The organism is Mesorhizobium sp. M1365, assembly GCF_040317865.1.
Classification (GTDB): Bacteria; Pseudomonadota; Alphaproteobacteria; order Rhizobiales; family Rhizobiaceae; genus Mesorhizobium.
In genome coordinates this window covers 130,104-153,725 of the sequence record NZ_JAMYLG010000009.1, presented here as the reverse complement: position 1 = coordinate 153,725, position 23,622 = coordinate 130,104, and the positions used below count along the sequence as shown (strand labels likewise).

General features: G+C 62.1%; 22 protein-coding genes and 1 pseudogene. 4 read left to right on the top strand and 19 right to left on the bottom strand.

The window, feature by feature from the left end; all coding sequences use genetic code 11:
- Positions 1-18 precede the first annotated feature (18 nt).
- The 8 genes from NKH04_RS13815 to NKH04_RS13780 all read right to left on the bottom strand — a co-directional run bounded on the left by NKH04_RS13815 (position 19) and on the right by NKH04_RS13780 (position 9,220).
- Positions 19-1,146, bottom strand: a complete 1,128-nt coding sequence (locus NKH04_RS13815) for an ATP-dependent DNA helicase (RefSeq protein WP_352471638.1) — start codon at positions 1,144-1,146, stop codon at positions 19-21.
- 148 nt (positions 1,147-1,294) lie between these two features.
- Positions 1,295-1,627: a nitrile hydratase accessory protein gene (locus NKH04_RS13810; RefSeq protein WP_352769194.1), complete on the bottom strand. Its 333-nt coding sequence runs from the start codon at positions 1,625-1,627 to the stop codon at positions 1,295-1,297.
- Positions 1,628-1,646: 19 nt separating this feature from the next.
- Positions 1,647-2,306 (bottom strand): nitrile hydratase subunit beta, encoded by a 660-nt coding sequence (nthB, locus tag NKH04_RS13805; RefSeq protein ID WP_352501007.1) that lies wholly within the window; start codon positions 2,304-2,306, stop codon positions 1,647-1,649.
- On the bottom strand, positions 2,303-2,908 hold the full coding sequence (gene nthA, locus NKH04_RS13800) for a nitrile hydratase subunit alpha (RefSeq protein ID WP_353044454.1): 606 nt from the start codon (positions 2,906-2,908) through the stop codon (positions 2,303-2,305). The genes nthB and nthA overlap by 4 nt, the downstream gene beginning before the upstream one ends.
- Positions 2,909-2,964: 56 nt before the next feature.
- Positions 2,965-6,123 (bottom strand): efflux RND transporter permease subunit, encoded by a 3,159-nt coding sequence (locus NKH04_RS13795; protein ID WP_352501009.1) that lies wholly within the window; start codon positions 6,121-6,123, stop codon positions 2,965-2,967.
- Positions 6,120-7,367 carry an efflux RND transporter periplasmic adaptor subunit gene (locus tag NKH04_RS13790; protein ID WP_352501010.1) on the bottom strand — a complete coding sequence of 416 codons (1,248 nt, stop codon included), beginning with the start codon at positions 7,365-7,367 and terminating at the stop codon, positions 6,120-6,122. The genes NKH04_RS13795 and NKH04_RS13790 overlap by 4 nt, the downstream gene beginning before the upstream one ends.
- Before the next feature lie 168 nt (positions 7,368-7,535).
- A complete protein-coding gene (locus tag NKH04_RS13785) occupies positions 7,536-8,132 on the bottom strand; it encodes a LysE family translocator (protein WP_352501011.1) in 597 nt (198 codons plus the stop codon).
- Between the two features lie 131 nt (positions 8,133-8,263).
- Positions 8,264-9,220 (bottom strand): acyl-CoA desaturase, encoded by a 957-nt coding sequence (locus tag NKH04_RS13780; RefSeq protein ID WP_353044453.1) that lies wholly within the window; start codon positions 9,218-9,220, stop codon positions 8,264-8,266.
- Between the two features lie 186 nt (positions 9,221-9,406).
- On the opposite strand from NKH04_RS13780, the gene NKH04_RS13775 reads away from it, so the two are divergent.
- Positions 9,407-9,811 carry a metalloregulator ArsR/SmtB family transcription factor gene (locus NKH04_RS13775; protein WP_352570428.1) on the top strand — a complete coding sequence of 135 codons (405 nt, stop codon included), beginning with the start codon at positions 9,407-9,409 and terminating at the stop codon, positions 9,809-9,811.
- Here NKH04_RS13775 and NKH04_RS13770 read toward each other — a convergent pair.
- The 7 genes and pseudogenes from NKH04_RS13770 to NKH04_RS13740 form a co-directional block, all read right to left on the bottom strand.
- Positions 9,808-10,494: an SEL1-like repeat protein gene (locus NKH04_RS13770; protein WP_353044452.1), complete on the bottom strand. Its 687-nt coding sequence runs from the start codon at positions 10,492-10,494 to the stop codon at positions 9,808-9,810. The genes NKH04_RS13775 and NKH04_RS13770 overlap by 4 nt on opposite strands.
- Before the next feature lie 2 nt (positions 10,495-10,496).
- Positions 10,497-11,069, bottom strand: a complete 573-nt coding sequence (ilvN, locus tag NKH04_RS13765; RefSeq protein ID WP_124995754.1) for an acetolactate synthase small subunit — start codon at positions 11,067-11,069, stop codon at positions 10,497-10,499.
- Between the two features lie 66 nt (positions 11,070-11,135).
- Positions 11,136-12,887 (bottom strand): acetolactate synthase 3 large subunit, encoded by a 1,752-nt coding sequence (locus NKH04_RS13760; protein WP_352471629.1) that lies wholly within the window; start codon positions 12,885-12,887, stop codon positions 11,136-11,138.
- Positions 12,888-13,239: 352 nt separating this feature from the next.
- Positions 13,240-14,400: a PcfJ domain-containing protein gene (locus NKH04_RS13755; protein ID WP_353044451.1), complete on the bottom strand. Its 1,161-nt coding sequence runs from the start codon at positions 14,398-14,400 to the stop codon at positions 13,240-13,242.
- 219 nt (positions 14,401-14,619) lie between these two features.
- Positions 14,620-15,185, bottom strand: a pseudogene (locus tag NKH04_RS13750) (GNAT family N-acetyltransferase).
- A gap of 22 nt (positions 15,186-15,207) precedes the next feature.
- Entirely contained in the window at positions 15,208-15,519 is a 312-nt protein-coding gene (locus tag NKH04_RS13745; RefSeq protein ID WP_352471626.1) for a hypothetical protein, read from the bottom strand.
- A 1-nt stretch (position 15,520) separates the two neighbouring features.
- Positions 15,521-16,087: a helix-turn-helix domain-containing protein gene (locus tag NKH04_RS13740; protein ID WP_353044450.1), complete on the bottom strand. Its 567-nt coding sequence runs from the start codon at positions 16,085-16,087 to the stop codon at positions 15,521-15,523.
- Between the two features lie 145 nt (positions 16,088-16,232).
- Between NKH04_RS13740 and NKH04_RS13735 the strand changes: the two genes are divergently transcribed.
- Positions 16,233-18,059 (top strand): ATP-binding protein, encoded by a 1,827-nt coding sequence (locus NKH04_RS13735; protein ID WP_352501014.1) that lies wholly within the window; start codon positions 16,233-16,235, stop codon positions 18,057-18,059.
- A 36-nt stretch (positions 18,060-18,095) separates the two neighbouring features.
- Here the strand turns inward: NKH04_RS13735 and NKH04_RS13730 are convergent, their stop codons facing one another.
- The 3 genes from NKH04_RS13730 to miaA all read right to left on the bottom strand — a co-directional run bounded on the left by NKH04_RS13730 (position 18,096) and on the right by miaA (position 20,481).
- Positions 18,096-18,482, bottom strand: coding sequence for an ester cyclase (locus NKH04_RS13730; protein ID WP_352501015.1), 387 nt, complete (start codon positions 18,480-18,482; stop codon positions 18,096-18,098).
- Between the two features lie 131 nt (positions 18,483-18,613).
- The gene (locus NKH04_RS13725; RefSeq protein WP_352501016.1) at positions 18,614-19,408 is read right to left on the bottom strand and encodes a GGDEF domain-containing protein; all 795 of its coding nucleotides are present in this window, start codon (positions 19,406-19,408) and stop codon (positions 18,614-18,616) included.
- Positions 19,409-19,512: 104 nt separating this feature from the next.
- Positions 19,513-20,481: a tRNA (adenosine(37)-N6)-dimethylallyltransferase MiaA gene (gene miaA, locus NKH04_RS13720; RefSeq protein ID WP_352501110.1), complete on the bottom strand. Its 969-nt coding sequence runs from the start codon at positions 20,479-20,481 to the stop codon at positions 19,513-19,515.
- Here miaA and serB point away from each other — a divergent pair.
- On the top strand, positions 20,471-21,358 hold the full coding sequence (gene serB, locus NKH04_RS13715) for a phosphoserine phosphatase SerB (RefSeq protein ID WP_352501017.1): 888 nt from the start codon (positions 20,471-20,473) through the stop codon (positions 21,356-21,358). The genes miaA and serB overlap by 11 nt on opposite strands.
- Complete coding sequence (locus tag NKH04_RS13710; protein ID WP_352501018.1) at positions 21,355-21,927, top strand: GNAT family N-acetyltransferase; 573 nt, start codon at positions 21,355-21,357, stop codon at positions 21,925-21,927. The genes serB and NKH04_RS13710 overlap by 4 nt, the downstream gene beginning before the upstream one ends.
- A 47-nt stretch (positions 21,928-21,974) precedes the next feature.
- On the opposite strand, the gene NKH04_RS13705 is transcribed toward NKH04_RS13710, so the two are convergent.
- A complete protein-coding gene (locus NKH04_RS13705; RefSeq protein WP_353044449.1) occupies positions 21,975-23,492 on the bottom strand; it encodes a DegQ family serine endoprotease in 1,518 nt (505 codons plus the stop codon).
- Between the last annotated feature and the right edge of the window lie 130 nt (positions 23,493-23,622).

Sequence of the window (23,622 nt, the reverse complement as noted above, 5' to 3'; positions counted from 1 at the left end):
ACGACGGACCTGACAGCCCTATCGGACGATCGTCAGCCGTTCGGCTGCGCGCGTGATCGCGGTGTAGAGCCAACGCTGCCGGGTTTCCTTGAATGCCCAGCTTTCGTCGAAAAGCACGATCTCGTTCCATTGCGACCCTTGCGCCTTGTGCACGGTCAGCGCGTAACCGTAATCGAAATCGTCGAAGCGCTTCTTCTGCTGCCAGGGAATGTCGGCGTCGGGATCCTCGAATGCGGCTTTGAGCAGCTTGATCTTGGCGACGCCGCGATCCGGGTCATCTTCCTCTGGTGAGACCAGCAGATTGATGCCGGGCTTGACCGTCTCGCGCGACGAGGTCATCACCTTCCACAGCGAGCCGTTGAGCAGCCCCTTGGCCGGATCGTTGCGCAGGCAGACCAGCTTGTCGCCGGCCTGCGGATAATCGGCGTTGAACCCCTTCAGCTCGCGCAGCCGCTGGTTATAACGCCGGCGCGTACGGTTGGTGCCGACCAGCACCTGGTCCGCTTTCAGCACCAATTCCTGGGTGACGTCTTCCTTGCCGATCACTTGCGCCGCGCCATAGTCGCCACGCATGAATTCGCGGCCCTCGCGCACGTCGAGCGCAAGCCGGATGATCGGGTTGTCTCGCGCCTGGCGATGGATTTCGGTGAGCAGAATGTCCGGCTCATGGTCCGTGAAGAAGCCGCCGCCGGAGATTGGCGGCAACTGGCCGGGATCGCCGAGCACCAGGATCGGCGTGCCGAAGCTCATCAGGTCACGGCCGAGTTGCTCGTCGACCATTGAGCATTCGTCGATGACGACGAGCTTGGCGCGCGAGATCGGGCTCTGCCGGTTGAGCGAAAATGTCGGCGACATCGATGTCTTGCCGGTTACCTCGTCCGATACCGATTCTTCGCCCTTCGGCCGGTAGATCAGCGAATGGATGGTGCGGGCATTGACCGCGCCCTTGGAACGCAGCACCTGCGCCGCCTTACCCGTAAACGCGGCGAACTGCACCTGGCCGTCGACATGCTCGGCGAAATAGCGCGCCAGCGTCGTCTTACCGGTGCCCGCATAGCCGAACAGCCGGAACAGCTGCGGCTTGCCGGCTTTCAGCCAGCCGGCCACCGCCTTCAGCGCCTCGTCTTGTTGAGGAGAGAATTCCATCAGCGCGACAGACCGGATTCGCGAGGGAAAGACAAGGTGACTGCCGTCACCGGCAAATTTTCATCGCCGGCAATCACGCCGCTGCGACAGGGTCAGGCTATCAGTGACGAACAGGAACGTAAAGAGAACAAGGCCGGGCGGCCGCAGCTTACCCGGCCTGCTGTGGATCGTTCTCCAGCTGGATCGGCTTGCCATGCGGAGTTGCGTGCGCGGCGCGTTCCCAGGCAGCGGCGAGCGCATCGACGTCGCGCTTTCCGGCAACGCCCTTGGCCAAAAGCAGCTTTTCCAGCGCTGCCAGCCAGTGCTCGTAGTAATCGTGACCGTCGCGCGCGGCGCCCGGCCGCTTCACCTCTGCCGACAAAGCATCCGCCCATTCGCTCCACGAAAACAGCCCGTTGTCGTGCAGTGCTACCGTCATGGCAAAGGCCTCTGCTTGCCACGGCTCGGCAAACACAGGCGCCTCGACACCGGCGGGCAGCATGGCGGCAACTGAGCCCGTCTCACGCCGGCTCAAGGTAGCTCTCGCAGGCGTCGATCGACACGACAAGTGTCGGATCGGCGCCCTCGCCCCAGATTTCGCCGCCGGTGAAGGCCACCGTATAGACCCATTGCGGGTTTTCGCCCTGGCCGTGCGCATTGGTGTCGGGAAAGACAAAGCCGTCGCGCACAGCCTCGACGACGCCTCGCTTGCCGCGTGCATAGCGCGGCAGTCTGGTGTGGCCGGTCGGATGAAAGTTCTTGGTTCGCACGGGGTCGCCCGCCTTGAACCGCGCAGGCGCGGCGACAGGCCGGTCGCAGTGCCCGCCCTTGGCCAGCACCGCCGGAACGTCCTTAGCCTTCAGCACCCGTTTGGGTGTCGCTGCCGGGTCGACTGCGTCGCCCGTAGTCAGGTCCCGGTCGCTGACGAAACCATGGCGTTTGAGCAGCACCTCCAGCGCCTTGATCCATATCTGGTAGTAGCTGGAGGCATAATAATCCGCTGGATGCAGCGATTCCCGCGCGTGCCGGCTCTCGTCGATGGTCCAGGCGCCCATGGCGCCGGCGCACAACGTCACGCCCAGCGCCCGCCTTTCCCAATCGGCATGGAAATAGGGTTCGTCAGGTTCGGGCGCGACCGGCCCGAAACCCATCTGGCCGCCGAGATCCTGCGGCCCGTTCATGCCGGTTCCCGCACCAACGCCGTGCCGATCATGGCATCGCGCGTCACCAGATCGGCGAGCCTTGCCTCATCCCAGCCCTCCGTACCCCGGGGGCGCATCGGCACCACCAGATAGCGCAGCTCGGCGGTCGAATCCCACACCCGGATTGTCGTCCTCGCCGGCAAGGTCAGACCGAATTCCTCGAGCACGCCGCGCGGATCGATCACTGCGCGCGAACGGTAGGGCGGCGCCTTGTACCAGACCGGCGGCAGGCCGAGCACCGACCACGGATAGCAGGAGCATAGCGTGCAGACGACGAGGTTGTGCGTGTCGGCCGTGTTGAACACCGCCTGCATGTGCTCGCCTTGCCGGCCGGTGTAGCCGAGCGATTCGATTGCCGCCGTCGCATCACGCTTCAGCCATGCGGCAAACCCGGGATCAACCCAGGCCTTCGCCACCACCTTTGCGCCGTTGCGCGGCCCGATCTTAGTCTCATAGGTGTCGACGATAACATCGATCGCCGCCGGATCGATCAGGCCTTTGCGGGTGAGAATCGTCTCCAGCGCGCGGACCCGCGCCGCAAAGGGATCAAGCTCGTTGTCGTGGTCGTGATTGTGCAGCATGGCGTCAAATTACGATCGCGGACCCCCGGCCGCAAGCACCACGGCTTGGGCCAGCGCTATTCGGCTGCCGCCTTTTGCGGCACCGGTTCTTCCTCCTCGTCGAACAGTGACGGCTGGTCGACCGCTTCGACCGGGCTCGGCTCGCCCCGGCGCCGCGCCCACAGCCTGACCAGCCAGCCGGAAAAATGCTCCATGTAGACGTAGATGACGGGCGTGACGAACAGCGTCAGTGCCTGCGAGGCGACAAGACCGCCGACCACCGCCACGCCGAGAGGCTGGCGCAGTTCCGCACTGGCACCGGTGCCGAGCGCGATCGGGATGGTACCCATCAGCGCCGCAAGCGTGGTCATCATGATCGGCCGGAAGCGCATCAGGCAGGCCTTGTGGATGGATTCGACAGGCGACATCCCCTCGCGCCTGAGTTCCAGCGCCACGTCGATCATCATGATGCCGTTTTTCTTGACGATGCCGATCAGCATCAGGATGCCGATCACCGCGATCACCGACAGATCCATCCCCGCCAGCCGCAGTGCCACCAGTGCGCCGAGCACCGCCGATGGAAGCCCGGTCAGGATGGTGAGCGGATGGATGAAGCTCTCATAAAGCATGCCGAGCACGATATAGATGGTCAGGATCGCGCCGCCGATCAGCAGCCCCTGGTTGGAAAGCGAATCCTGGAACGTCTTGGCCGTGCCCGAGAAGGCGGTCGAGATCGTCGGCGGCATGCCGATCTTGTCCTTCAGCGCGTTGATGTGGCTCACGCTGTCGCCGAGGGCCACGCCTTGCGGCAGATTGTAGGAGATGGTCACTGCCGGAAGCTGGCCGAGCTGGTTGACGGTCAAAGCACCGGCGGTCCGATCGACGCGGGCGAACGCACCGAGCGGCACCAGGCTGCCGCTCGCCGTTCTCACCTTGATGGCGAGCATCCGCTCGGGCGACCACTCGATCTTCGGGTCGAGCTCCATGATCACGTCGTAGCTATCGGCCGAGCCGAAGATGGTCGACACCTGTTGGGTGCCGAAACCGCCATAGAGACTGGAGCGCAGCGTGTCGGTATCGACACCGAGGTTCGCCGCCTTGTCGCGGTCGATCACCAGCGTTGCCTGTAGCGCGTTGTTCTGCAGGTCATTGGTGACGTCGGTGAAGGCGGCATGATCGGCGGCCATCGCGTCCGTCAGCCTTTGCGCCCAGACGTTCGTCAGGCCGGTATCGAGGCCCTGAACGGCAAGCTGGTAGGCACTCGCCGAAGAACGCGCGCCGAGCCGCAGGTTCTGCACCGGCTGCATGTAGGTTTCGATGCCGGGCACATTGGCAAGCTGGCGCCGCAGGTCCGTAAGCACCTTGTCGATGTTCGGTCGGTGGTCCTTGTCTTTCAGCTGTACAAACAGCTGGCCCTGGTTGAGCGCATTGTTTCCACTGCCCGCCGACCAGCCGACATGCGCGACGTAGGGCGAATGGGTGAAGACATCCGCCACTTGCCCCTGCAGCTTCACCATCGCGTCAAACGAAATGTCCTGGCGCGCGATGGTCGTCACCGAGACCTGGCCGATATCCTCCTGCGGGAAGAAGCCCTTCGGCGAAATCTGGATCAGCCACACCGACAGCCCGGCGGTCACGAGGAAGACAAGGAAGACAAGGAAATTGTGGCGCAGGCAGAATGTCAGCAGCCTGTCATAGCCCCGCATGAAGACGTTTTGTCTATGGCCTTCACCGTGCACTGCTTCCCGCTCGGCCTTCGATAACGACAACAGCCGCGAACACAGCATCGGCGTCAGTGTCAGCGAGACGAACATCGACGCCAGGATGGCGACCGTCACCACCACTGCGAATTCGTTGAAGATGCGCCCGATCACGCCGCCCATCAAAAGCACCGGAATGAACACAGCGACCAGCGAGATCGAGATCGAGATGATGGTGAAGCCGATTTCGCGCGCGCCCTTGAGCGACGCCTCGAGGGCAGAGAGCCCGTCCTCCTCCATGTGGCGGAAAATGTTTTCGAGCATGACGATTGCATCGTCGACGACAAGACCGACCGCCAGCGTCAGCCCCATCAATGAGACGTTGTCGATGGAAAAGCCGAACAGGTACATCACGCCCAGCGTGGCGATGAGCGAAATCGGTACCGCCACCGCCGGGATGATCGTCGCCGTTACCCGGCGCAGGAACAGGAAGATCACCATCACCACCAGCGCGATGGTGAGCAGGAGCGTGAACTGCACGTCATCGACCGCCTCGCGGATCGATGTCGAGCGGTCGTTTAGCAACTGGATGCTCGCCGCTGCCGGCATCTGATCGTCGAAGGAAGGCAGCATCGCCTTGACGCGGTCGACGACGTCGACGGTATTGGCATCCGGCTGGCGCTGCACGGCCATGATGATGGCGCGGGTGCCGTCATACCAGCTTGCCGTCGTCGTGGTCTCGACCGAATCGATGACGCGGGTCACCTCGCCGAGCCGCACCGGATGGCCGTTCTTGGTGGCGATGATGATGTTGGAGAATCCCGCCGCATCGGTCAGCTGCGTGTTCGCGGTGATCGTCAGCTGCTGTTTGTTGTTCTTGAGCACGCCGAGCGGCGTGTTGCTGTTGGCCGAGGCAATGGCCGTCTGCAGCTGGTCGATCGAGATGCCGCGTGCGGCGAGCGCCGTCGGATCGATCTGGACGCGCACGGCATATTTCTGCTGCCCGTAGATCGACACCTGCGCAACGCCGTCAATCGTCGACAGCGACGGCGAAATCACATTCTCGGCAAACGCGTCGAGATCGGTCAGCGGAATTGTGTCGCTGACCAGCGACATCAGCAGGATCGGCGCGTCGGCTGGATTGACCTTGCGGTAGCTCGGCGGGCTGGTCATCTCCGGCGGCAATTGTCGTTGCGTGCGTGCGATCGCTGCCTGCACGTCGGCGGCGGCTGCATCGATGTCGCGGTTGAGTACGAACTGGATGGCGATCGAGGTCGAGCCGAGCGAGTTGGTCGTCGAAATCGAATCGATGCCAGCGATAGTGGCAAACTGCTTGATCAGAGGCGTTGCCACCGAGGTCGCCATGGTTTCCGGCGAAGCCCCGGGCAGCGAGGCCGAGACGTTGACAACCGGAAATTCGGCGCTTGGCAGCGCCGCGACCGGCAGGAATTTGTAAGCAAATAGTCCGCCCAGAACCAGCGCGAACGACATGAGCAGCGTGGCGACGGGCCTGCGGATGCAGAATTCGGAAATCATGGCTGTGTTCCGCCCGTCCGGTCAGCCTCGGCAACCTTCGGAGCCGCCCGATCGCCTGTGCCGGTCGAAGCCTTGCCTTCGCGCACCGCCGCGCCGTTCTTCAGTTTGGTCTGACCCTCGACGACGACACGCTCGCCGCTTTTCAATCCTTGGCTGATTGCGGTGTTGGTGCCTTCTGTCAGCGCGACCTGCACGGGCCGCATTTCAACGGTGTTGTCCGGCTTGATTACATAGACGAACGGGCCCTTCTGGCTGGGCTGGACGGCGACCGTCGGAACGGACGTCATTTGTGGCATGATGCCGGCATCGAGCACGACGTTGACGTATTGGCCCGGCCATAGCGAAAGATCGGCGTTGGGCACACTGGCCCGCGTTGCGATCGTGCCGGACGCCGTGTCTACGCTGGAATCGACGAAATCCAGCGTTCCCTTGCCGACCGGCTTCGGGTCGCCGTCCTTGGTCAGCGTCACCGCACCTTGCCGCGGCGCTGCCAGCGCCTTGTGCAGCAAGGCAAGATCGCTTTCGGGGAGATTGAAGTTCACCTGCAGCGGGTCGACCTGCGTGATCGTCACCAGTGGAGTCGACGTGCTGCTGCCGTTGCTGGTGGTGACGAGATCGCCGACGGCGACGCTGACTGCGCCAAGCCTGCCGGAGATCGGCGCCCTGATCGTGGCGAAGCCAAGCTGGATTTGGTCCGCATCGATCGTTGCCTTGTCGGCGTCGACGGTGGCCGCGGCGGATTTCTGTGCCGCGACGGCCTGATCGTAGGTCTGCTGTGTTCCGGCCTGCCTGGCGACGAGATTTTTGGCGCGCTGAAGATCGGCCGTGGCGCTGGCAAGCAGCGCCTGGTCTTTTGCGAGCGTCGCCTGATCGCGTGCCAGTTGCGCCTTCAACGAGCGATCGTCCAGCGAGAAAAGAAGGTCGCCGGCCTTCACCATCTGTCCGTCCTTGACCGCGATTGCGACGATCTGGCTCGAGACCCGCGCGTTGATGCTGACCACGGCAGGAGAGGACACAAAGCCGATGGCATAGCGCCGGACCGGGAAATCGGCCGTCGTAGCGGTGGCGGCAACCACCGAAGTCGTACGCGCGGCATTTGCCGCTGCAGCGGGCTTGTCCGCCGTCGCCGTCTGCTTCGCCGACAGCATCTGCTGAAGACCGCTCATTGCGCTGGGCGAAAGATAGAGCCACGCCGCGGCAACGCAGGCTGCAGCGATCACCGCTAATACGATCTTTCCGCGCATCGACAAAAGACCTCTCGATCCGACACGCCGCTATCCGGTGGCCGTAGTCTAGCTCAACTCGCAGCCTCTTGCCGCGCTTTTGCCAGATAATAGAGGATGCCGAAGGCGAAAAAGGGCCAAAACCCGTCATTACGAAGATTTAATGTGCAGTGCACAATAGAACGGCAGCTAACGCAGCATCGGCCACAGCGTCGCCGCAAGCATCACACCCATGACGATGTTGAACCATTTGAGCCGCACCGCATCCGCCAGAAAGCCGCGCAGCGCCATGCCGAAACCGGCCCAGGTCGAAATGCTCGGCAGCATGACGACGGCGAAAGCGGCTGCGATCAGCACCACCGACACAAACGGGCGTTCCGGACTGGTATAGACGGCCATGGCTGTAATCGCCATCACCCAGGCCTTGGGATTGACCCACTGGAATGCCGCAGCCTCGATGAAGCGCATCGGCTGGCCCTTCGTCTTGTCTTCGCCGCCGAGCGAGCGCGACATGGCGATCTTCCAGGCGAGATAAAGCAGGTAGAGGCCGCCAGCGATCTTCAACCCGGTATGCAGCACCGGAAAGGTCGTCAACACGGCGCCAAGCCCGAAGCCTACGGCAAGCAACAGCACGAGGAAGCCGAAGCCGATGCCGAGCATGTGTGGCACGGTTTTGACCAAGCCGAAATTCACGCCCGAGGCCAAAAGCATGAAATTGTTCGGACCCGGCGTGATCGAGGTCACGAAGGCATAAACCAGCAGAGCAAGGAATGCATCGAAGGTCATGGAGGATCGCAAAGATCAATAATATTGAAATACTGACTTAAATCGATGAGGTGCTGAGTGCAAATGCAATTCGTTGGTCCACGCGCGCCCAGCGTTCTTTCATATCTTAGGCCAATATCCGCTGAGAACATCTATCTGCGGTAGGGCTGCACCGACCATAGATCTGAATCCGGGGCAGTTTCGCGCTGACGGCGCACGCGTCGCAGCCCTTTGCGTCTCGGCGTATTCTCCGGAATCTTGACGCTGTGCGCCAGACCCAGGATCGCCAGAACCTGAATGAATAGCCAGCCGAGATCGATCTGTCCGTGTTCCAAACCAAGCCGTGCAGACTCGGGAAACGCGTGATGGTTGCCGTGGAAACTCTCGCCGAACGTTACCAGCCCGAAACGCGGCAAATTGTATCCTTGCACGGCAACGTCGTCGACGCGCCATCCTTGCTCCCCATCTCGGTGCGCAAAATGCCCAACCAACCAATGGCCGGTAAGCGACACTGAAACGCGCACCGCGATTCCCCATACCACCCAATCCCAGCCGCCAAGCGCGAAAAAGAGGATCGCCCAGGGCAGTTGTTGCAGCATCCAGGTGCGTTCGACGAACTTGTAGAACCGGTCATTCGTGATCGAGGGTTCGATGACGAAGGTGGGTGGATTGCGCAAAGCGACCGCGCAATGCATCTGCCAGAAGGCATCGGTGAAAAATGGCCGACGATGGGCATGGAGATCGTGACATGCGGTCTGGCGCTGAGCCCAGTCACGAATATCGTGAGCATAGATCATCCCAAAAGGACCGGCCATGCCGACGAGCACGCCAAGGTAGACCAGCGCATGCTCGACCCAGATATGAACCTTGAACGACCGGTGGATGAGCAGACGGTGCATCCCCACCGAGTGTCCGGCGCAGATTGTCGCCGCCGTTGTCGCAACGAATAAGGCGAAGGCACTCCAGCTAAATGTCATCGGTCCCAACACAATGGCGGCGATCGTCATCGCCCCGACCCAGATCGACTTTGCCGGCACCCACACGACTTTGCCGTCTTCGGCGTCACTGTCCTGTTGGGAAATCATTCTGCCCGTGGATATGGTTTTCATCGGTACCCCTCCTCCTGCATGAACATTTCCGGACCACAGCCTTGCCTTCTGGCGCGTCGTCCGTTACTTAGGCAGTAAGCTAATCGTCTACTACTGCGAATTAGGTATTTAGGCAATAGTCTAAATGAAAATAAGAAAAGCGGACCGAGGCGCAGCCAACGCCTCGGCATCACAAGGTGGCAGACAGTGATCGAAGATGCAGAGCACGCAGCGGATGCCGAAACGGCTGCTCACGCAAATGGCGCGATACAGCGCGTGTTTGAAGCGCTATCTTCAGCGCCCCGGCGCAAGATCCTCGCCTATCTTGCGCACTCTTCCCTAACGGCGGGCGAGATCGCGGCGCGCTTCGAGATGTCGAAGCCGTCGATCTCGCAGCATTTGAGCATTCTGGAGACGGCCGGGCTCATCGCCAAGGAGCGGCACGGACAGTTCATCCACTATTCTCTGGTCCAGAACAATCTTGTGAACACGCTGAATGGATTTGTTCAGGATGTCTGCCCGGTATCGCGCCCTATCAAGAGAGAAAGCAAAGAACTTGGTCGAGGCGAGGCAGCGCAAAGATCGCACTTGCGCAAATCTGAAAAGCCCTAGCGGCTTTGCATCGTTTTCATGAGCGCCTTGGCGTATCGGCAGGCGTCAAATTCCACAGCGATCTCGCAAGACCTTTTGTAAGCGGCCATCGCCTCGGCTTCGTCCGCAGAGACGCCTTCACCATGCTGAAGGGCGCCGCCATACATGGTGCAACCCCAGGCATCGCCCTCATTGCAGCTCAGCTTGAATGTGCGATAAGGGCAAGATTCGTTTGCACTACCGGCGGCAAGCAGTTTGTTTAGCCCAAGCCGACCCAAAAGAATTCCCGCGCCGCGATTTGTGCAGCCGCCGATACTGCCAGTTGCGCAGGCCTGGGCGAACATCTCCTCGGTCCATTGCTTGTCTTCTGGCGAGTGCTCCTGGATGACCCTGGCCGTCTCGAAACAGGCTTCGCCCCTGCGTCCGTCGAAACACCGCCTGGCACAGGCCAAGACGTCTTTCTCACAACCTTGGTAATCTATTCCCGGCGTGGAAAAGAGCGCGTCATCGACGCCCGACGCCCTGCGCCAAATATCGGCCGGGCATTGTTGGAAATAATAGCTCGGTGTGCCCCTGCGGTCGATTTCTTCAAACAATTTCGGCAGCACTGACTTGTCGAATACCGGCTCCTGGCTGGCCGCCGCCGTCGTGACCGCAAGAACGATTGCGCCGGCGCCTGCTCGAATTGCCGCCGCGAGCATCATGATCACATCCCTTGCGGGCCGCGGTTCATCGCCGCCACCCCGGTACGGCAGATCTCGACCAGCCCGAGCGGTTTCATGATGGCGATGAACTGATCGAGCTTGGAGCCCTTGCCGGTGATCTCGAAGATGAAATGCTCGGTGTTGGCATCGATGACGCTGGCGCGGAATGCATCGGCGAGCCGGAGCGCCTCGACGCGGGCTTCGCCGGTGCCGGCGACCTTGACCAGCGCGAGTTCCCGCTCCAATGGCCGCTCCTGTCCGAGTTCCTGCGACCGCACGGTGAGATCGACGACGCGGTGCACCGGCACGATGCGCTCGAGCTGGTGCTTGATCTGCTCCAGCACGTGCGGCGTGCCGCGCGTCACGATGGTGATGCGCGACAGGTGCTTTTCGTGCTCGGTTTCCGAGACCGTCAGGCTCTCGATGTTGTAGCCACGTCCGGAAAACAGGCCGATGACCCGCGCAAGCACGCCCGGCTCGTTGTCGACCAGGACCGAAAGCGTGTGGTTCTCTGGTTTTTCCGTCTCCTTGGCGATGAAATAGGCGGAGCCGGTCGGTTGCAACTGTGCGTTCATGACATGAATCTCGATTTCAAACTTTTGCGCTAATCTGCTGTTTCCGCACAGCTTCCTCGAACCAGGCTACACCAGTTCCCTGCCCTTGGCGTCGATCGCGTTGGCGACAGCTTCGTCGGTCGCCTCGTCCGGCAACAGCATCTCGTTATGCGCCTTGCCGGACGGGATCATCGGGAAGCAGTTGGCGAGCGTCGCCACGCGGCAGTCGAACAGGACGGGCTTCTTGACCGCGATCATCTCCTTGATCGCGTCATCGAGCTCGTCCGGCTTGTCGCAGCGAATGCCGTGGCCGCCATAGGCTTCGGCGAGCTTGACGAAATCCGGCATCGCCTCGGTGTAGGAGTGCGACAGCCGGTTGCCGTGCAGCAGCTGCTGCCACTGCCGCACCATGCCCATATATTGGTTGTTGAGGATGAAGATCTTGATCGGCGCCTCGTGCTGCACCGCCGCGCTCATCTCCTGCATCGTCATCTGCACCGAAGCGTCGCCGGCGATATCGATGACCAGCGCATCCGGGTGCGCGATCTGCACGCCGAGTGCCGCCGGCAGGCCGTAGCCCATCGTGCCCAGTCCGCCAGAGGTCATCCAGCGGTTCGGCTTCTCGAAATGATAGTGCTGCGCCGCCCACATCTGATGCTGGCCGACCTCGGTGGTGATGTAGGTGTCGAGGTCCTTGGTCAGCGCATAGAGCCGCTGGACGGCGTATTGCGGCATGATCACCTCGTGATTCATCTTGTAGGCGAGCGAATCGCGCGCGCGCCATTTGGCAATCTGCTCCCACCACGGGTGAAGCGCTTTCTTGTCGGCCTTGGCGGTTGCCCGCCACAGCCGCACCAGATCCTCCAGCACACGCCCGACATCGCCGATGATCGGCACGTCGGTGTGGACGTTCTTGTTGATCGACGACGGGTCGATGTCGATGTGGATCTTCTTCGAATTCGGCGAAAACGCCGTCAGCCGCCCGGTGATGCGGTCGTCGAAGCGCGCGCCGATGCAGAGCATGACGTCGCAATCGTGCATCGCCATGTTCGCTTCATACGTGCCGTGCATGCCGAGCATGCCCATCCAGTTCTTGCCCGACGCCGGATAGGCGCCGAGGCCCATCAGCGTCGAGGTGATGGGAAAGCCGGTGAGGTCGACCAGCTCGCGCAGCAGATGGCTCGCCTCCGGGCCGGAATTGATGACGCCGCCGCCCGAATAGATGATCGGCTTTCGGGCAGCCCCCATCAGCTCGACCGCCGCCTTGATCTTTTCCAGATCGCCCTGGACCTTCGGTTGGTAGCTGGTGCGCGGCGCCGTCTGCGGCGGGACATAGATACCCCTGGCGAACTGCACGTCCTTCGGGATGTCGACGACGACCGGACCGGGGCGCCCTGTCGTTGCCACATGGAAGGCCTCGTGGATCGTTGCCGCGAGCTCGTTGACGTCCTTCACCAGCCAGTTGTGCTTGGTGCAGGGCCGCGTGATGCCGACCGTGTCGCACTCCTGGAACGCATCCGAGCCGATCAGCGAAGTCGGCACCTGGCCGGTCAGGCAGACCAGCGGGATCGAGTCCATCAGCGCGTCCTGCAATGGCGTCACCGCATTGGTGGCGCCCGGCCCTGAGGTCACCAGCATGACGCCGGCCTTGCCAGTCGAGCGCGCATAGCCTTCCGCCGCGTGGCCCGCGCCCTGCTCGTGGCGGACGAGGATGTGCTCGACCTCGTCCTGCTGGAAGATTTCATCGTAGATTGGCAGAACCGCGCCGCCCGGATAGCCGAAAACATGCTTGACGCCATTGTCCTTCAGCGCCTGCACCACCATTTCGGCACCCGTCATTTCGCTCCTTGGCATTTCAGTTCTTGGCATTTCGCGCCGCTCATTCTGTCCACTGCTCATCGTTCTGGTCCCGTACTGTTCGCCATCTGGCGATTGCTCGTCGTTTAGTCGTGTTTCGGGCAATAAAAAAGGCCCCCGAGGGAGCCTGTGTCTTGCGCATGGGAGGTCACCGCCCGGCGGTTACACCGCCTTGCCCACGCGCTTTCCTACGAGAATGAGTGCCTTTTTCATGGTGGCGGACAATAGAATTGGTTTGACGCCGCTGTCAACGGCGAATGTGCACTTGGCCTGACGTCGGCACATCCGCCCATTATGCACCCGCGCCGCCTTTCCGCCGCGCGGGTCTTCCGTTTCAGGCGCAGAGCACCACACCCCTCGCCTTGGCCCAGCGCTCGATGATCTTGCGCTCCTCGAGCGAGGCGAGACGATTGCCGAAACCGCGCACCTGCACCGCACGGTTTTGCGGGTCGAGTTCGATCGTCAGCAACCGCTCGATCTTGCCCAGCGCCGAGCGCCGCAGCACCCAGATCGAGGCATTGCCGGCGATGCATTTGGCCGCGTATATCGAGACGCAATGATGCATCGCCCGGCTCTCGGCGACCAGATCCTCAGCTGTCTTCAACTGACGGACGAAGAAACGCTCGCCATGCGCCTTTGCCTCCTTGGTCGACGGCTGCCAGTCCCAGTCGTCCAGGCACGAGCCGTCCCAGGCGCGACCCTGCGACTGCGTCCCGGCAGTACGCGTGGTCCGCCCGGCAGCGCGGCGGCGCATTGCCTCGATGCGTTCGATCGCGGCAATGTCTCGATGCCATTCCAGCATCTGCCGACGCAGCGAGGCAAGCGTGCGACCCTTCAGGCTGTACGCCGCATCGCGCTGGTGCACGGCGCCGATATAGTCGCAAAGATCGTCGATCTCCTCCTTCGACGCGGGTTGCCCGCAGAAGAACCGTGTCACCTCGCGCCAGAAGGCCAGATCGTTACGTGGCGTGCGCGCGATTTTCGACTTGGCAAGTCGGGCCGCCAACCCGGAATCATCCGTGTAGGACCGGGCGATCACCACCCAAAATGCCTCGTCGAACGTGAAATCGCCGGGCAAGTTCAAGAAGCAATGCACCTCCTTGCGAGACAGCCACGCACAGGCGCCCGCCTTGTAAAGCGAGTCACCATGCGCCACTGCGATATACCAAGCCTTGCGAAGCGCAATCTCGCCGACATTCAACCCCGAGCTGTCCAGCCAGATCCCCTCGAGCGCGGCTGTAACCGGGTAGCGCGCATAGAGATGGCGCGCCGCGGCCAGCCGCAGCCGCTCGGGGTCGCGCGTCTTCAGCTTTGGACGCCACAGCGCGCCGTCGCGAATCGCCATGCCGGCAAAGCCCCGACGTGCCTCGTCGAGCGCCCGCTCGAAATCCGGAGCGGGACGCGGGACGGGAAAAACCCGCCGCAGCGTTACGGCATATGCTTCAATGCGTTCGCGCTCGGCATCCTGCCTGCGCTGGATCATGGACTTTGCCATGGCCGTTCTTCCTGATTGGAACCCTGTCAGCCGCACGCAATTCCAGCGTCGGCACGGAATGTGTCGATCTGGATCGCCGGGTCATTGACAGGTCTCCTTTCAGGACGACGGATCAGAATGGGCGGCTTCTCTAAGCTCGCCGCCAATTTGACGCAAGAGCTATTCTTTCCACGCCCGCGATGGTCTGACGGGTGTTGCAAAGGTGCATCGTTGTCGCCATCAGCGTGTCCGGCCGACGCGTTTCCAGTAGATGAGGGTGCCTGTGAGCCCGCCATGCGGCTTCAGCGCATAATCCGGTATTTCGCCGGCCAGCGTGAAGCCGAGCTTTTCATAGAGCCCGGAAGCCCCCTCCTCTTTTGCCGTGTCGAGGACCAACAGCGTGCGGCCTTTCTCCACAGCAACGGCTTCCGCCGCCTCCATCAGGCGGGTTGCGATGCCCTTGCCGCGGTAATCGAGGCGGATCATCAGCTTGGCGATCTCGGCCCGGTGCGGCTGGTTGGGAGGGCAGTCGAGCAGCAAGGTGATGGTGCCGAGTTGGGAGGGCAGTCGAGCAGCAAGGTGATGGTGCCGACCAGAGCCTCGCCGTTCCAGGCCCCAAGCACCGCCCTTTCGCCTCTGGCGGCCGCCTGAAGCGACTTGTTCCAGAAGGCCGCGGCCATCTCCGGCACCAACGGATGCATGAAGCTGACCGAGCCGCCGGCAGCGACTGTCCCGATCAGCAGTTCCGTCAGCATTTTTTGCGTTCCGTCAGCATTGCTGAGTGGCCTGATTTCGATCGAACTCATGTCGTTCCCCTGTCGCCGTCCGTCAGTCGAAACGACTGGTCCGCTTCCGCTTCCTGGCCCGCCGGATTTCCGCGATGCGATCGGCGTCTTCCTCTTGCAGATGTCGCCCGCGTTCCAGCAGTTCGAGCGTGTATTCCTCATAGGTCAGGCCCAGCCGCTCGGCCTTGTGCAGCCGCATCAGCATGATCTCGCGGCTCGGCACTTTCCATGCCTGGGCATGGGCGGTCTGCCAGGCAAGAAACACATAGGGGTCGCCCTTGCCCCAGGGCGGACCGTCATAGTCGTCGAGCGGCGGACCGCCATTGTCGCAGCGTTTTGGACGGCGCGCCTTCACCTCAGCTCCTGGCCAACGCAACCAGATAGTCGGCGGCGTCCGGCCCCGGAGCGTGAAAGACGCAATCGGATGGCGCGCCGAGCGCCAGGCAGTCGCCCGGTTCGAGCCGGTGAACGATGTCCCCCTCTGTGAATTCCAGTCGCCCGGAGATCAGCCATATCTGTTGCCTGATAAAGGCATAAGACGCCGCCGGGAAACTTACCTTGGCGCCGGCCGGCAACTGGATCCGGATCAGTTCGAGGGGCATGTCCGAAACCGGCGAAAGATGCCGCCGCACATAACCCGTAGCCGGATCGCGCCAGAGCGGCTGGTCACGTTCGCGAAGCAGGCCACCGCCCTGCAATTCCGCCCTTGCGATCAATGTGGACAGCGTCATGCCGAAGGCGGCCGCAATACGCACAAGGAGTGCCGCCGTCGGGCTGGTCATGCCGCGTTCTACCGTGCTCAGCATGGCTTTCGAAACATCGGACCGCTCCGCCAGTTCTGCCAAGGACCAGCCTCGAGCCACTCTTTCGGTATGTATTCTTCTGCCGACGGTCGAGGAGATGTCGTTCGCTATATCATCCATTAATCCAATATATTCTTCTACAGAGCAACGGCCGTTTCATCCAGTTTTCGCAAACTCCTTAATGTCCGCTAAACCATCCGGCCTCATCCCACCTTAACCCCGTTCGCCTAGGCTCATCGCTTGGGAAAAGGGGACCGGCGTATCCATGCTCGTTGAACGCGAAGCCTCCATTGGGGAACCGACTTTGCTGGAGCGCCGCAGGGCGGAGCAGAACGACAAGCGCATTCTGGGCAATATCGTACAATGCGACGGCGCGCGCGCCACCATCAGCGCCTATGCCGACGATATCGAAGGCACGGTCACCGGCCTGTGGAGCGTCGGCAAGATGATCTCGATCAATCTCGGTACATCACGAACCGTCGGCCTGGTCTATGAAATCGGCAAGTCGGATCGTGCGTGGAGCAGCGAGGGCCAGAATCCGATCGAGGTCAGCATCGAATTGATCGGCGAGGTGCGCGACGGGGCCGAACCCGGCGCGAAGCCGATCTTCGACCGTGGCATCACAACCTACCCGCATATCGGCGCCATTGCCCATCGTATCCGCAGCCGCGACCTGCAGGCCGTCTACGATCTCGCAGGTCGTCATTCGATCACCATCGGCACGCTGTCGCAGGACGAGGCGATCGACGCCAATATCGCCATCGACGATACGCTGGCGCGGCATTTCGCCATTGTCGGCACCACCGGGGTCGGCAAATCGACCGCCGTGTCGCTGCTCTTGCGCAAGTCGATCGCCGCCCGGCCCGACCTGCGCGTGCTCATCCTCGATCCACACAACGAGTTCGCCGCGTCGTTGCCCGAATATTGCGTCAGGGTCGATTCGACGACGCTCGACCTGCCCTTCTGGATGTTCAAGCTAGAGGAATTTGCCGAGGTGCTGTTTCGCGGCCGCGAGACGGTCCCGGAAGAGGTCGACGCCTTGCGCGATCTCATCCCCGCGGCCAAGAACCTCTACCGCAATCCGAACTCCGGCAACTATCTACGGCGCAGCACCGATGCGCTGACCGCAGACGCGCCGGTGCCCTATCGCATTGCCGACCTCATCAAGCTGGTCGACGAGCGCATGGGGCTGCTGGAAAGCAAGAACGATCGCCCGACCCTCAGGTCACTGAAGACACGTATCGAATCGGCGGCATCCGATCCGCGCTACCGTTTCATGTTCAACTCGCGCCTGATCGAGGACACCATCCACGAGACGATCGGCAACATCTTCCGCGTGCCGCATCACGGCCGCCCGGTGACCTGCTTCGAAATGGCCGGCATGCCGTCCGAGGTGGTCAATTCCGTTTGCTCGGTCCTGGCGCGGCTGGCCTTCGACCTGGCGTTGTGGAGCGAAGGCCGCCTGCGGCTGCTCTTCCTGTGCGAGGAAGCGCATCGCTATATGCCGGCCGATCCGCGCCTCGGTTTCGCGCCGACGCGGCACGCGCTGTCGCGCATCGCCAAGGAAGGCCGCAAATATGGCTGTTATCTCGGCGTCGTCACCCAGCGCCCGGGCGAACTCGACCCGACCATCCTGTCGCAGTGCTCGACGTTCTTTGCCATGCGGCTCGCCAACGAGCAGGACCAGGCGATCATCCGCTCGGCGATCGCCGATTCCTCGGCTTCGACGCTCGCGTTCCTGTCTTCCATGGGCCAGCGCGAGGCTATCGCCTTCGGGGAAGGCGTGGCGACGACGATGCGGATGAAGTTCGAAAAGCTCTCCGAGGATTTGATCCCCGGCACCGCCAAACGCGAGAATGCCTTGCCGTCCGAAACCGGCGACGAGGTCGACCTCGTGGCGATCGTCGAACGGCTGCGCAACGTGCCGAAATCACAACAGGCAATGCCTTTCGCGGAAGTCGTCGATCCGGGCCGGCAGGCCGGCGATTCGGACTATCGCAAGCGGTCGGCCGCACGCACCCAGCGAAACGACGATTTCGACTTGCGCTACGGCCTCAAGCCGGCGACCTTCGGCCTGCGTCCCCCAGAATGATTGAGCCGAGCGACTTTTAGGCAGCGCTCGCAGATATCAAAGCTGAGTTTCGATGGCTGTCCTGTCTATAACTGACCACACCTGGCGAATTTTCCCTCTCTGAAGCTCATAAAATACGTTCTCGGCAAACGAAATTCTCTTCCCGCTTACATCGAGCCCAAGGAACGTTCCCCTTGGCGCGCAGTCGAAGCTTAGCCGGCTCGCTACATAAGGCGGATCGGCAACCAATAGCTGAATGTTGAAATAAAGGTCCGGAATTTCGTCGAAGTCTCTCACCAACATCTCGAGATAGCCGGACAATCCGAGCTTGCGACCGTTGTGGGTCACTTCATCATGAACAAACCTCCCCAGATTTGGCCAATCCTGCTTGTTCAGGCATGCAATATAGCCTCGGTAAAGACCGGAGAGATCGGATTTAGTCACGGCAACACCTCTATTTCCGGCAAGCCCCGCAAAGGCAGCATCTCAGCTTGACGGGGTGATGTCGGTCTGCGTGCACCGGAAACGAAGAAAACGATACCAGACGGCCGGAATCACGAATTCAATGACGGAATTCAGGCACAGACGCGGTTGCGCCCTTGCCTCTTCGCCTCATAGAGCTGGCGATCGGCGCGGCGATAGAACTCCTCGGCGGTTTCCTTGCGATCCCAGACGGCAAGCCCGACGCTGGTGGTGATTTTCAGTCGGACATTGCCCGTCAGCACCGACATGTTGGCGATCGCCTTGCGGATGCGCTCGGCGAATTTGGATAGCAGCTCGGCGTCCATATTGGGCGTGACCACCGCGAACTCCTCGCCGCCCAGGCGCGCCACCACGTCGTGATAGCGTGTCATGTCCTTGAGACAGTTGGCGACCGCCCGCAACACCTCGTCGCCGACATCGTGGCCGTGGCTGTCGTTGACCTGCTTGAAATGGTCGAGGTCGAGGATCATCAGCCCTACTGGTTTCTCGATGCGGCGGAACTCTTCGAGATATTCCTTCAGCGCATCGTCGAAATAACGCCGGTTCTGCATGCCGGTGAGGCTGTCGGTGAGCGCCGCATGCTCCAGCGTCTCCGAACGCGCGCTGAGCGAAACGGTCATGGCGCGCAGCTTGCCTTCTTCCGTCGCCTGCTTTCGGATCAGCGGGTAGATGAAGAAAATGCCGAAGAACAGCGCAGTCGCCAACAGCACGCCCGTCGCAAACAGCAGCTTGTTGAGATAGACGATTTCATCGAGTTTTGAAGGCGTATTGCTAATGTCGGCGGCCAGGGTTTGCAGGAGCCCATAGGCGTAAAGCGTCACCAGGCCGGCGGCCAGGATCACAAAAATAAAGACGAAAAAGGCTGATTCCGCCTTGTGGAAACGCATCTGCTCCCCGTTGGAAAGTTCGTAGCGATCTTATGGCATGCGGGAACTTACGGACAGTTAACCTGGACAACTTCAACGCGAAATGTCCCCTCGGTGTCGACTTTTCAGGTTGCGCTCGAAGGAGGGAGTGAGAGCATCGAGTCGATCCCCCCATCAGGACGCAATCTCTGCCATTCCGGGCCCAATTGGTGCCTGAACCAGGTCGCCTGCCGTTTGGCATATTGCCGCGTCGCGATTTTCGCGCGCTCGATGGCCTCGGGAAAACTGAAGGCGCCGGCCAGCGCGGCCTGAAGCTCGCGAACACCGATTGCTTTCATCGCCGGCAGGTCGGGATCGAGGCCGAGCGCTGAAAGCTGTTTCACCTCGTCCAGTGCCCCCTCATCCAGCATGCGGTCGAAGCGGGCATCGATCCGCTCCACCAGAGCCGCTCGCTCCGGCTCGATGACGAAAAAGCGCGCGCTGCTCCCGTCGATCAACGGCCGGCCACGCGCGGCCTGCCAGTCCAGGATGGAACGGCCCGACGCGTCGAGCACCTCCAGCGCCCGCACGATGCGCTGGCCATCCGTCGGCTTCAGCATCATGCCGGCCGCAGAATCCTCGCGCAACAGGATGCGGTGCAATCTCACTGCGCCCTGTTCCTGGAGCTCGTAGCGCCAGCGATCGCGGATCGACTTCGGAATGTCGGGCATCTCCGAGATACCTTCCGTGAGCGCCCGGAAATAAAGCCCGGTTCCGCCGACGAAAATCACTGGCCGCTCCGAAAGCGTGCCGTCGTCGATCAGCTTTATGACATCACGCAACCAGGCGCCGGTTGAATAGGCGGTGGACGGATCGACGTGTCCATAAAGAAAGTGGGGAACGCAGGCGAGTTCGGCAGGACCAGGCCGCGCCGTCAGCACGTCGAGCACCGAATAGCCTTGCATGGAATCGGTGTTGACGATGACACCGCCATTGCGCTCGGCGAGGTCGAGTGCGAGCGCCGACTTGCCGCTGGCGGTCGGCCCGGCTATCAGGATCGCGTTCTTCACGCGGCCTTCGCCCGCCTGTCCGCTGGAATTTTCGATGCTGCTGATCGCCACGCTTCTATCCCATCCCGCCGGCCGCGCATTGACGTCGACGCTAGCGAATATGGCCTCGCGGTCGGTCGGCGCAAGCGCTGTTCGCTGGCTGGCCGAAGGCATCGCCTGCGAGCTCGACTTGCCGGAGACCGCCGACGCTTCCGAAATAACGGCGCGCCTGCGTGCCGCGCTGGCTTCCGAACCGATCGACGTGGCCGTCCAGCCGGCCGAGAACAGGCGCAAGAAGATCCTGATCGCCGACATGGATTCGACGATGATCGACCAGGAATGCATCGACGAGCTTGCCGACGAGATCGGCGTCAAGGATCGCGTCGCCGCCATCACGGCGCGATCGATGAACGGCGAGATCGCATTCGAGCCGGCCTTGCGCGAGCGCGTGGCGCTGCTCAAGGGTCTCGATGCCGCAATCATCGACCGCATCATCGACAATCGCCTGACGCTAGCCTCCGGCGGCCGCACGCTCGTCCAGACAATGGCGGCCAATGGCGCCTGGACGGCGCTGATCTCCGGTGGTTTCGACATCTTCACCACCCGCATCGCAGCATTGCTCGGCTTTCACGAAAATCGCGCCAACCGCCTGATCGAGCAGGATCGCCGCTTCACCGGCCTGGTCGCCGAACCGATCCTCGGCCGCGCCGCCAAGGCCGAAGCCCTTATCGAGATTTCCGCCGGCCTCGGCCTGACGCCTGCCGATGCCATTGCCGTCGGCGACGGCGCCAACGATCTCGACATGATCCGTCTTGCCGGCATCGGCGTCGCCTTGCATGCCAAGCCGGCCGTCGCAGCCGAGGCAAAGATCCGCATCGACCACGGCGACCTCACCGCCTTGCTTTATCTGCAGGGTTATCGCCGGGAGGAATTTGTCGAATGATGCCGATCCGCACCGAGCGCCTGATCCTGCGCAACTGGGAAGATCGTGACCGCGAGCTCTTCCATCGCATCAATTCCGACGAGTTGGTCATGGAATTCTTTCCGTTTCGCCGCGACCGTGCCCAGTCGGACACCAAGATGGAGGAGTTGCGCGCGGCTATCGATCGCGACGGCTTCGGCTTCGCGGCCGCTGAGATCGCAGCCACAGGCGAATGCATCGGCTTCGTCGGCATAACCCGAACTGATCATTTGCCATTCCTGCCGCCCGGCACGATCGAGATCGGCTGGCGGCTGGCACCCGAATTCTGGGGCCGCGGCTATGTCACCGAAGCAGCCGAAGCCTGGCTCACCTATGGCTTTGAAAGACTTGGCCTCGACGAAATCGTGTCCTTCGCAGTCAAGGATAACAGCCGGTCCACTGCCGTTATGGAGCGCCTGGGCATGATCGCCGACCCCGCCTCCGATTTCGACCATCCCGGTGTTCCGGACAGCCACACCGCACTCAGGCGACATGTCTTCTACAGGCTGTCACGCACAGACTGGCAGGCAAGAAAAAGAGCGACCCGCTAGCCGCCCTTTTTCGTTTCAAGATCAGAGCATTGCAGGCTCTTCCGGACTCAATCCATCCGGATTGTCACAAACCTCAGCTCGCCGGTCTTCGACGCCAGCATCAACAGCGCGTTCTTGCGCCCCTGCTCCTTCAGCGCGCCGATCCGGTCCATGACGTCCTTGGGCGTTGCGACCGATTCCTGCGCGATCTCGGTGATCACCTCGCCCGGCTGGATGCCGCGTTCGGCAGCCGCCGAATCCTTGGAGACGTCGGTCACGACGACGCCGGAGACGTCGGCGGCGATGCCGAATTTCGTGCGCGTCTCCTCATTGAGCTCGCCGATCGTCATGCCGAGCACGGCAGCCGTCGAAACCGCAGGCGCCTTGTCGGCATCGTCCTGGTCGGCGTTGCCGTTTTCACCGCCGCTGGCAAGCTTTTCGCTGTCCTCGAGCCGGCCGAGCGTCACCTTGACGGTCTGCTCGACCCCTTTGCGCACGATGATCACGTCGACCGCCTTGCCGACCGGGCTCTCCGCCACGACGCGTGGCAGGTCGCGCATTTCATGGATGTCCTTGCCGTCGAACTTGATGATGACGTCGCCGGCCTGGATGGTGCCGTTGTCGACCGGCCCGCCCTTGATAACGCCGGCGACCAACGCGCCCTTGGCGGTCGCCATGCCCAGGCTTTCGGCAATGTCGTCGGTCACCGGCTGGATGCGCACGCCGAGCCAGCCGCGCCGCGTCTCGCCGAACTGGCGAAGCTGGTCGACGACGCCCGAGGCAAGCTGCGACGGGATCGAGAAGCCGATGCCGATCGAGCCGCCCGATGGCGAGATGATTGCCGTGTTGATGCCGATGACCTCGCCGCTGCTGTTGAACAGCGGTCCGCCGGAATTGCCGCGGTTGATCGCGGCATCGGTCTGGATGAAGTCGTCATACGGGCCGGAATTGATGTCGCGATTGCGTGCCGAGACGATGCCGACCGTCACCGTGCCGCCGAGACCGAACGGATTGCCGATCGCCATCACCCAGTCGCCGACACGCATCGTGTTGGAATCGCCGAACTTCACCGCCGTCAGCTTGTGCCCTTTCGGATCGACCTTCAGCACCGCGACATCGGTCTTGGTGTCGGTGCCGACCAGCGTCGCCTTGAGCGTCACCCCATCGGAGAAATTCACCTCGATGTCGTCGGCATCGGCAATGACGTGGTTGTTGGTCACCACGATGCCCTGCACGGCGTCGACCACGAAGCCGGAGCCCAGCGACTGCACCTTTTGCCCGCCGCCGCCCTTGTCGCCGCCACGGTTCTTGAAGAAATCGTCGAAGAAGTCCTGGAAGGGCGAGCCCTCCGGCAGCTGCGGCATCGGCACTGCGCCCGGCCCCTCAGTGCCTTTAACAGTCTGCGACGTCGAGATGTTGACCACGGCGCCAAGCAGGCCGGCGGCGAGATCGGCAACCGAGGGCGGCCCGTCGGCTGCCATCGTCGGCGCCACGAACGACGGAACGGCAATGGCGCCGACCAGAAGCGCAGCGGCCCCGGCGATGAACGTCCGCCTCGCTGCACGCAGAAGGGTGGTGGATGTCATCGAAAGGCCTCCGGGTGTTCTGAAAAAAGCGCTTCGGCAAAAAACGCCGCGTCGCGTCATGTTGGCAAGAAATAAGGCACGTTTGCGGCTATGGCTACCGCCAGAGAATAAATCCTCTGTTACGCCGGCT

Bases quoted from the DNA above. Each gene is read 5' to 3' on its own strand.
- NKH04_RS13815 (WP_352471638.1), bottom strand. From the start codon at position 1,146: ATGGAATTCTCTCCTCAACAAGACGAGGCGCTGAAGGCGGTGGCCGGC.
- NKH04_RS13810 (WP_352769194.1), bottom strand. From the start codon at position 1,627: ATGCTGCCCGCCGGTGTCGAGGCGCCTGTGTTTGCCGAGCCGTGGCAA.
- nthB (WP_352501007.1), bottom strand. From the start codon at position 2,306: ATGAACGGGCCGCAGGATCTCGGCGGCCAGATGGGTTTCGGGCCGGTC.
- nthA (WP_353044454.1), bottom strand. From the start codon at position 2,908: ATGCTGCACAATCACGACCACGACAACGAGCTTGATCCCTTTGCGGCG.
- NKH04_RS13795 (WP_352501009.1), bottom strand. From the start codon at position 6,123: ATGATTTCCGAATTCTGCATCCGCAGGCCCGTCGCCACGCTGCTCATG.
- NKH04_RS13790 (WP_352501010.1), bottom strand. From the start codon at position 7,367: ATGCGCGGAAAGATCGTATTAGCGGTGATCGCTGCAGCCTGCGTTGCC.
- NKH04_RS13785 (WP_352501011.1), bottom strand. From the start codon at position 8,132: ATGACCTTCGATGCATTCCTTGCTCTGCTGGTTTATGCCTTCGTGACC.
- NKH04_RS13780 (WP_353044453.1), bottom strand. From the start codon at position 9,220: ATGAAAACCATATCCACGGGCAGAATGATTTCCCAACAGGACAGTGAC.
- NKH04_RS13770 (WP_353044452.1), bottom strand. From the start codon at position 10,494: ATGATGCTCGCGGCGGCAATTCGAGCAGGCGCCGGCGCAATCGTTCTT.
- ilvN (WP_124995754.1), bottom strand. From the start codon at position 11,069: ATGAACGCACAGTTGCAACCGACCGGCTCCGCCTATTTCATCGCCAAG.
- NKH04_RS13760 (WP_352471629.1), bottom strand. From the start codon at position 12,887: ATGACGGGTGCCGAAATGGTGGTGCAGGCGCTGAAGGACAATGGCGTC.
- NKH04_RS13755 (WP_353044451.1), bottom strand. From the start codon at position 14,400: ATGGCAAAGTCCATGATCCAGCGCAGGCAGGATGCCGAGCGCGAACGC.
- NKH04_RS13740 (WP_353044450.1), bottom strand. From the start codon at position 16,087: ATGGATGATATAGCGAACGACATCTCCTCGACCGTCGGCAGAAGAATA.
- NKH04_RS13735 (WP_352501014.1), top strand. From the start codon at position 16,233: ATGCTCGTTGAACGCGAAGCCTCCATTGGGGAACCGACTTTGCTGGAG.
- NKH04_RS13725 (WP_352501016.1), bottom strand. From the start codon at position 19,408: ATGCGTTTCCACAAGGCGGAATCAGCCTTTTTCGTCTTTATTTTTGTG.
- serB (WP_352501017.1), top strand. From the start codon at position 20,471: ATGCTGCTGATCGCCACGCTTCTATCCCATCCCGCCGGCCGCGCATTG.
- NKH04_RS13710 (WP_352501018.1), top strand. From the start codon at position 21,355: ATGATGCCGATCCGCACCGAGCGCCTGATCCTGCGCAACTGGGAAGAT.
- NKH04_RS13705 (WP_353044449.1), bottom strand. From the start codon at position 23,492: ATGACATCCACCACCCTTCTGCGTGCAGCGAGGCGGACGTTCATCGCC.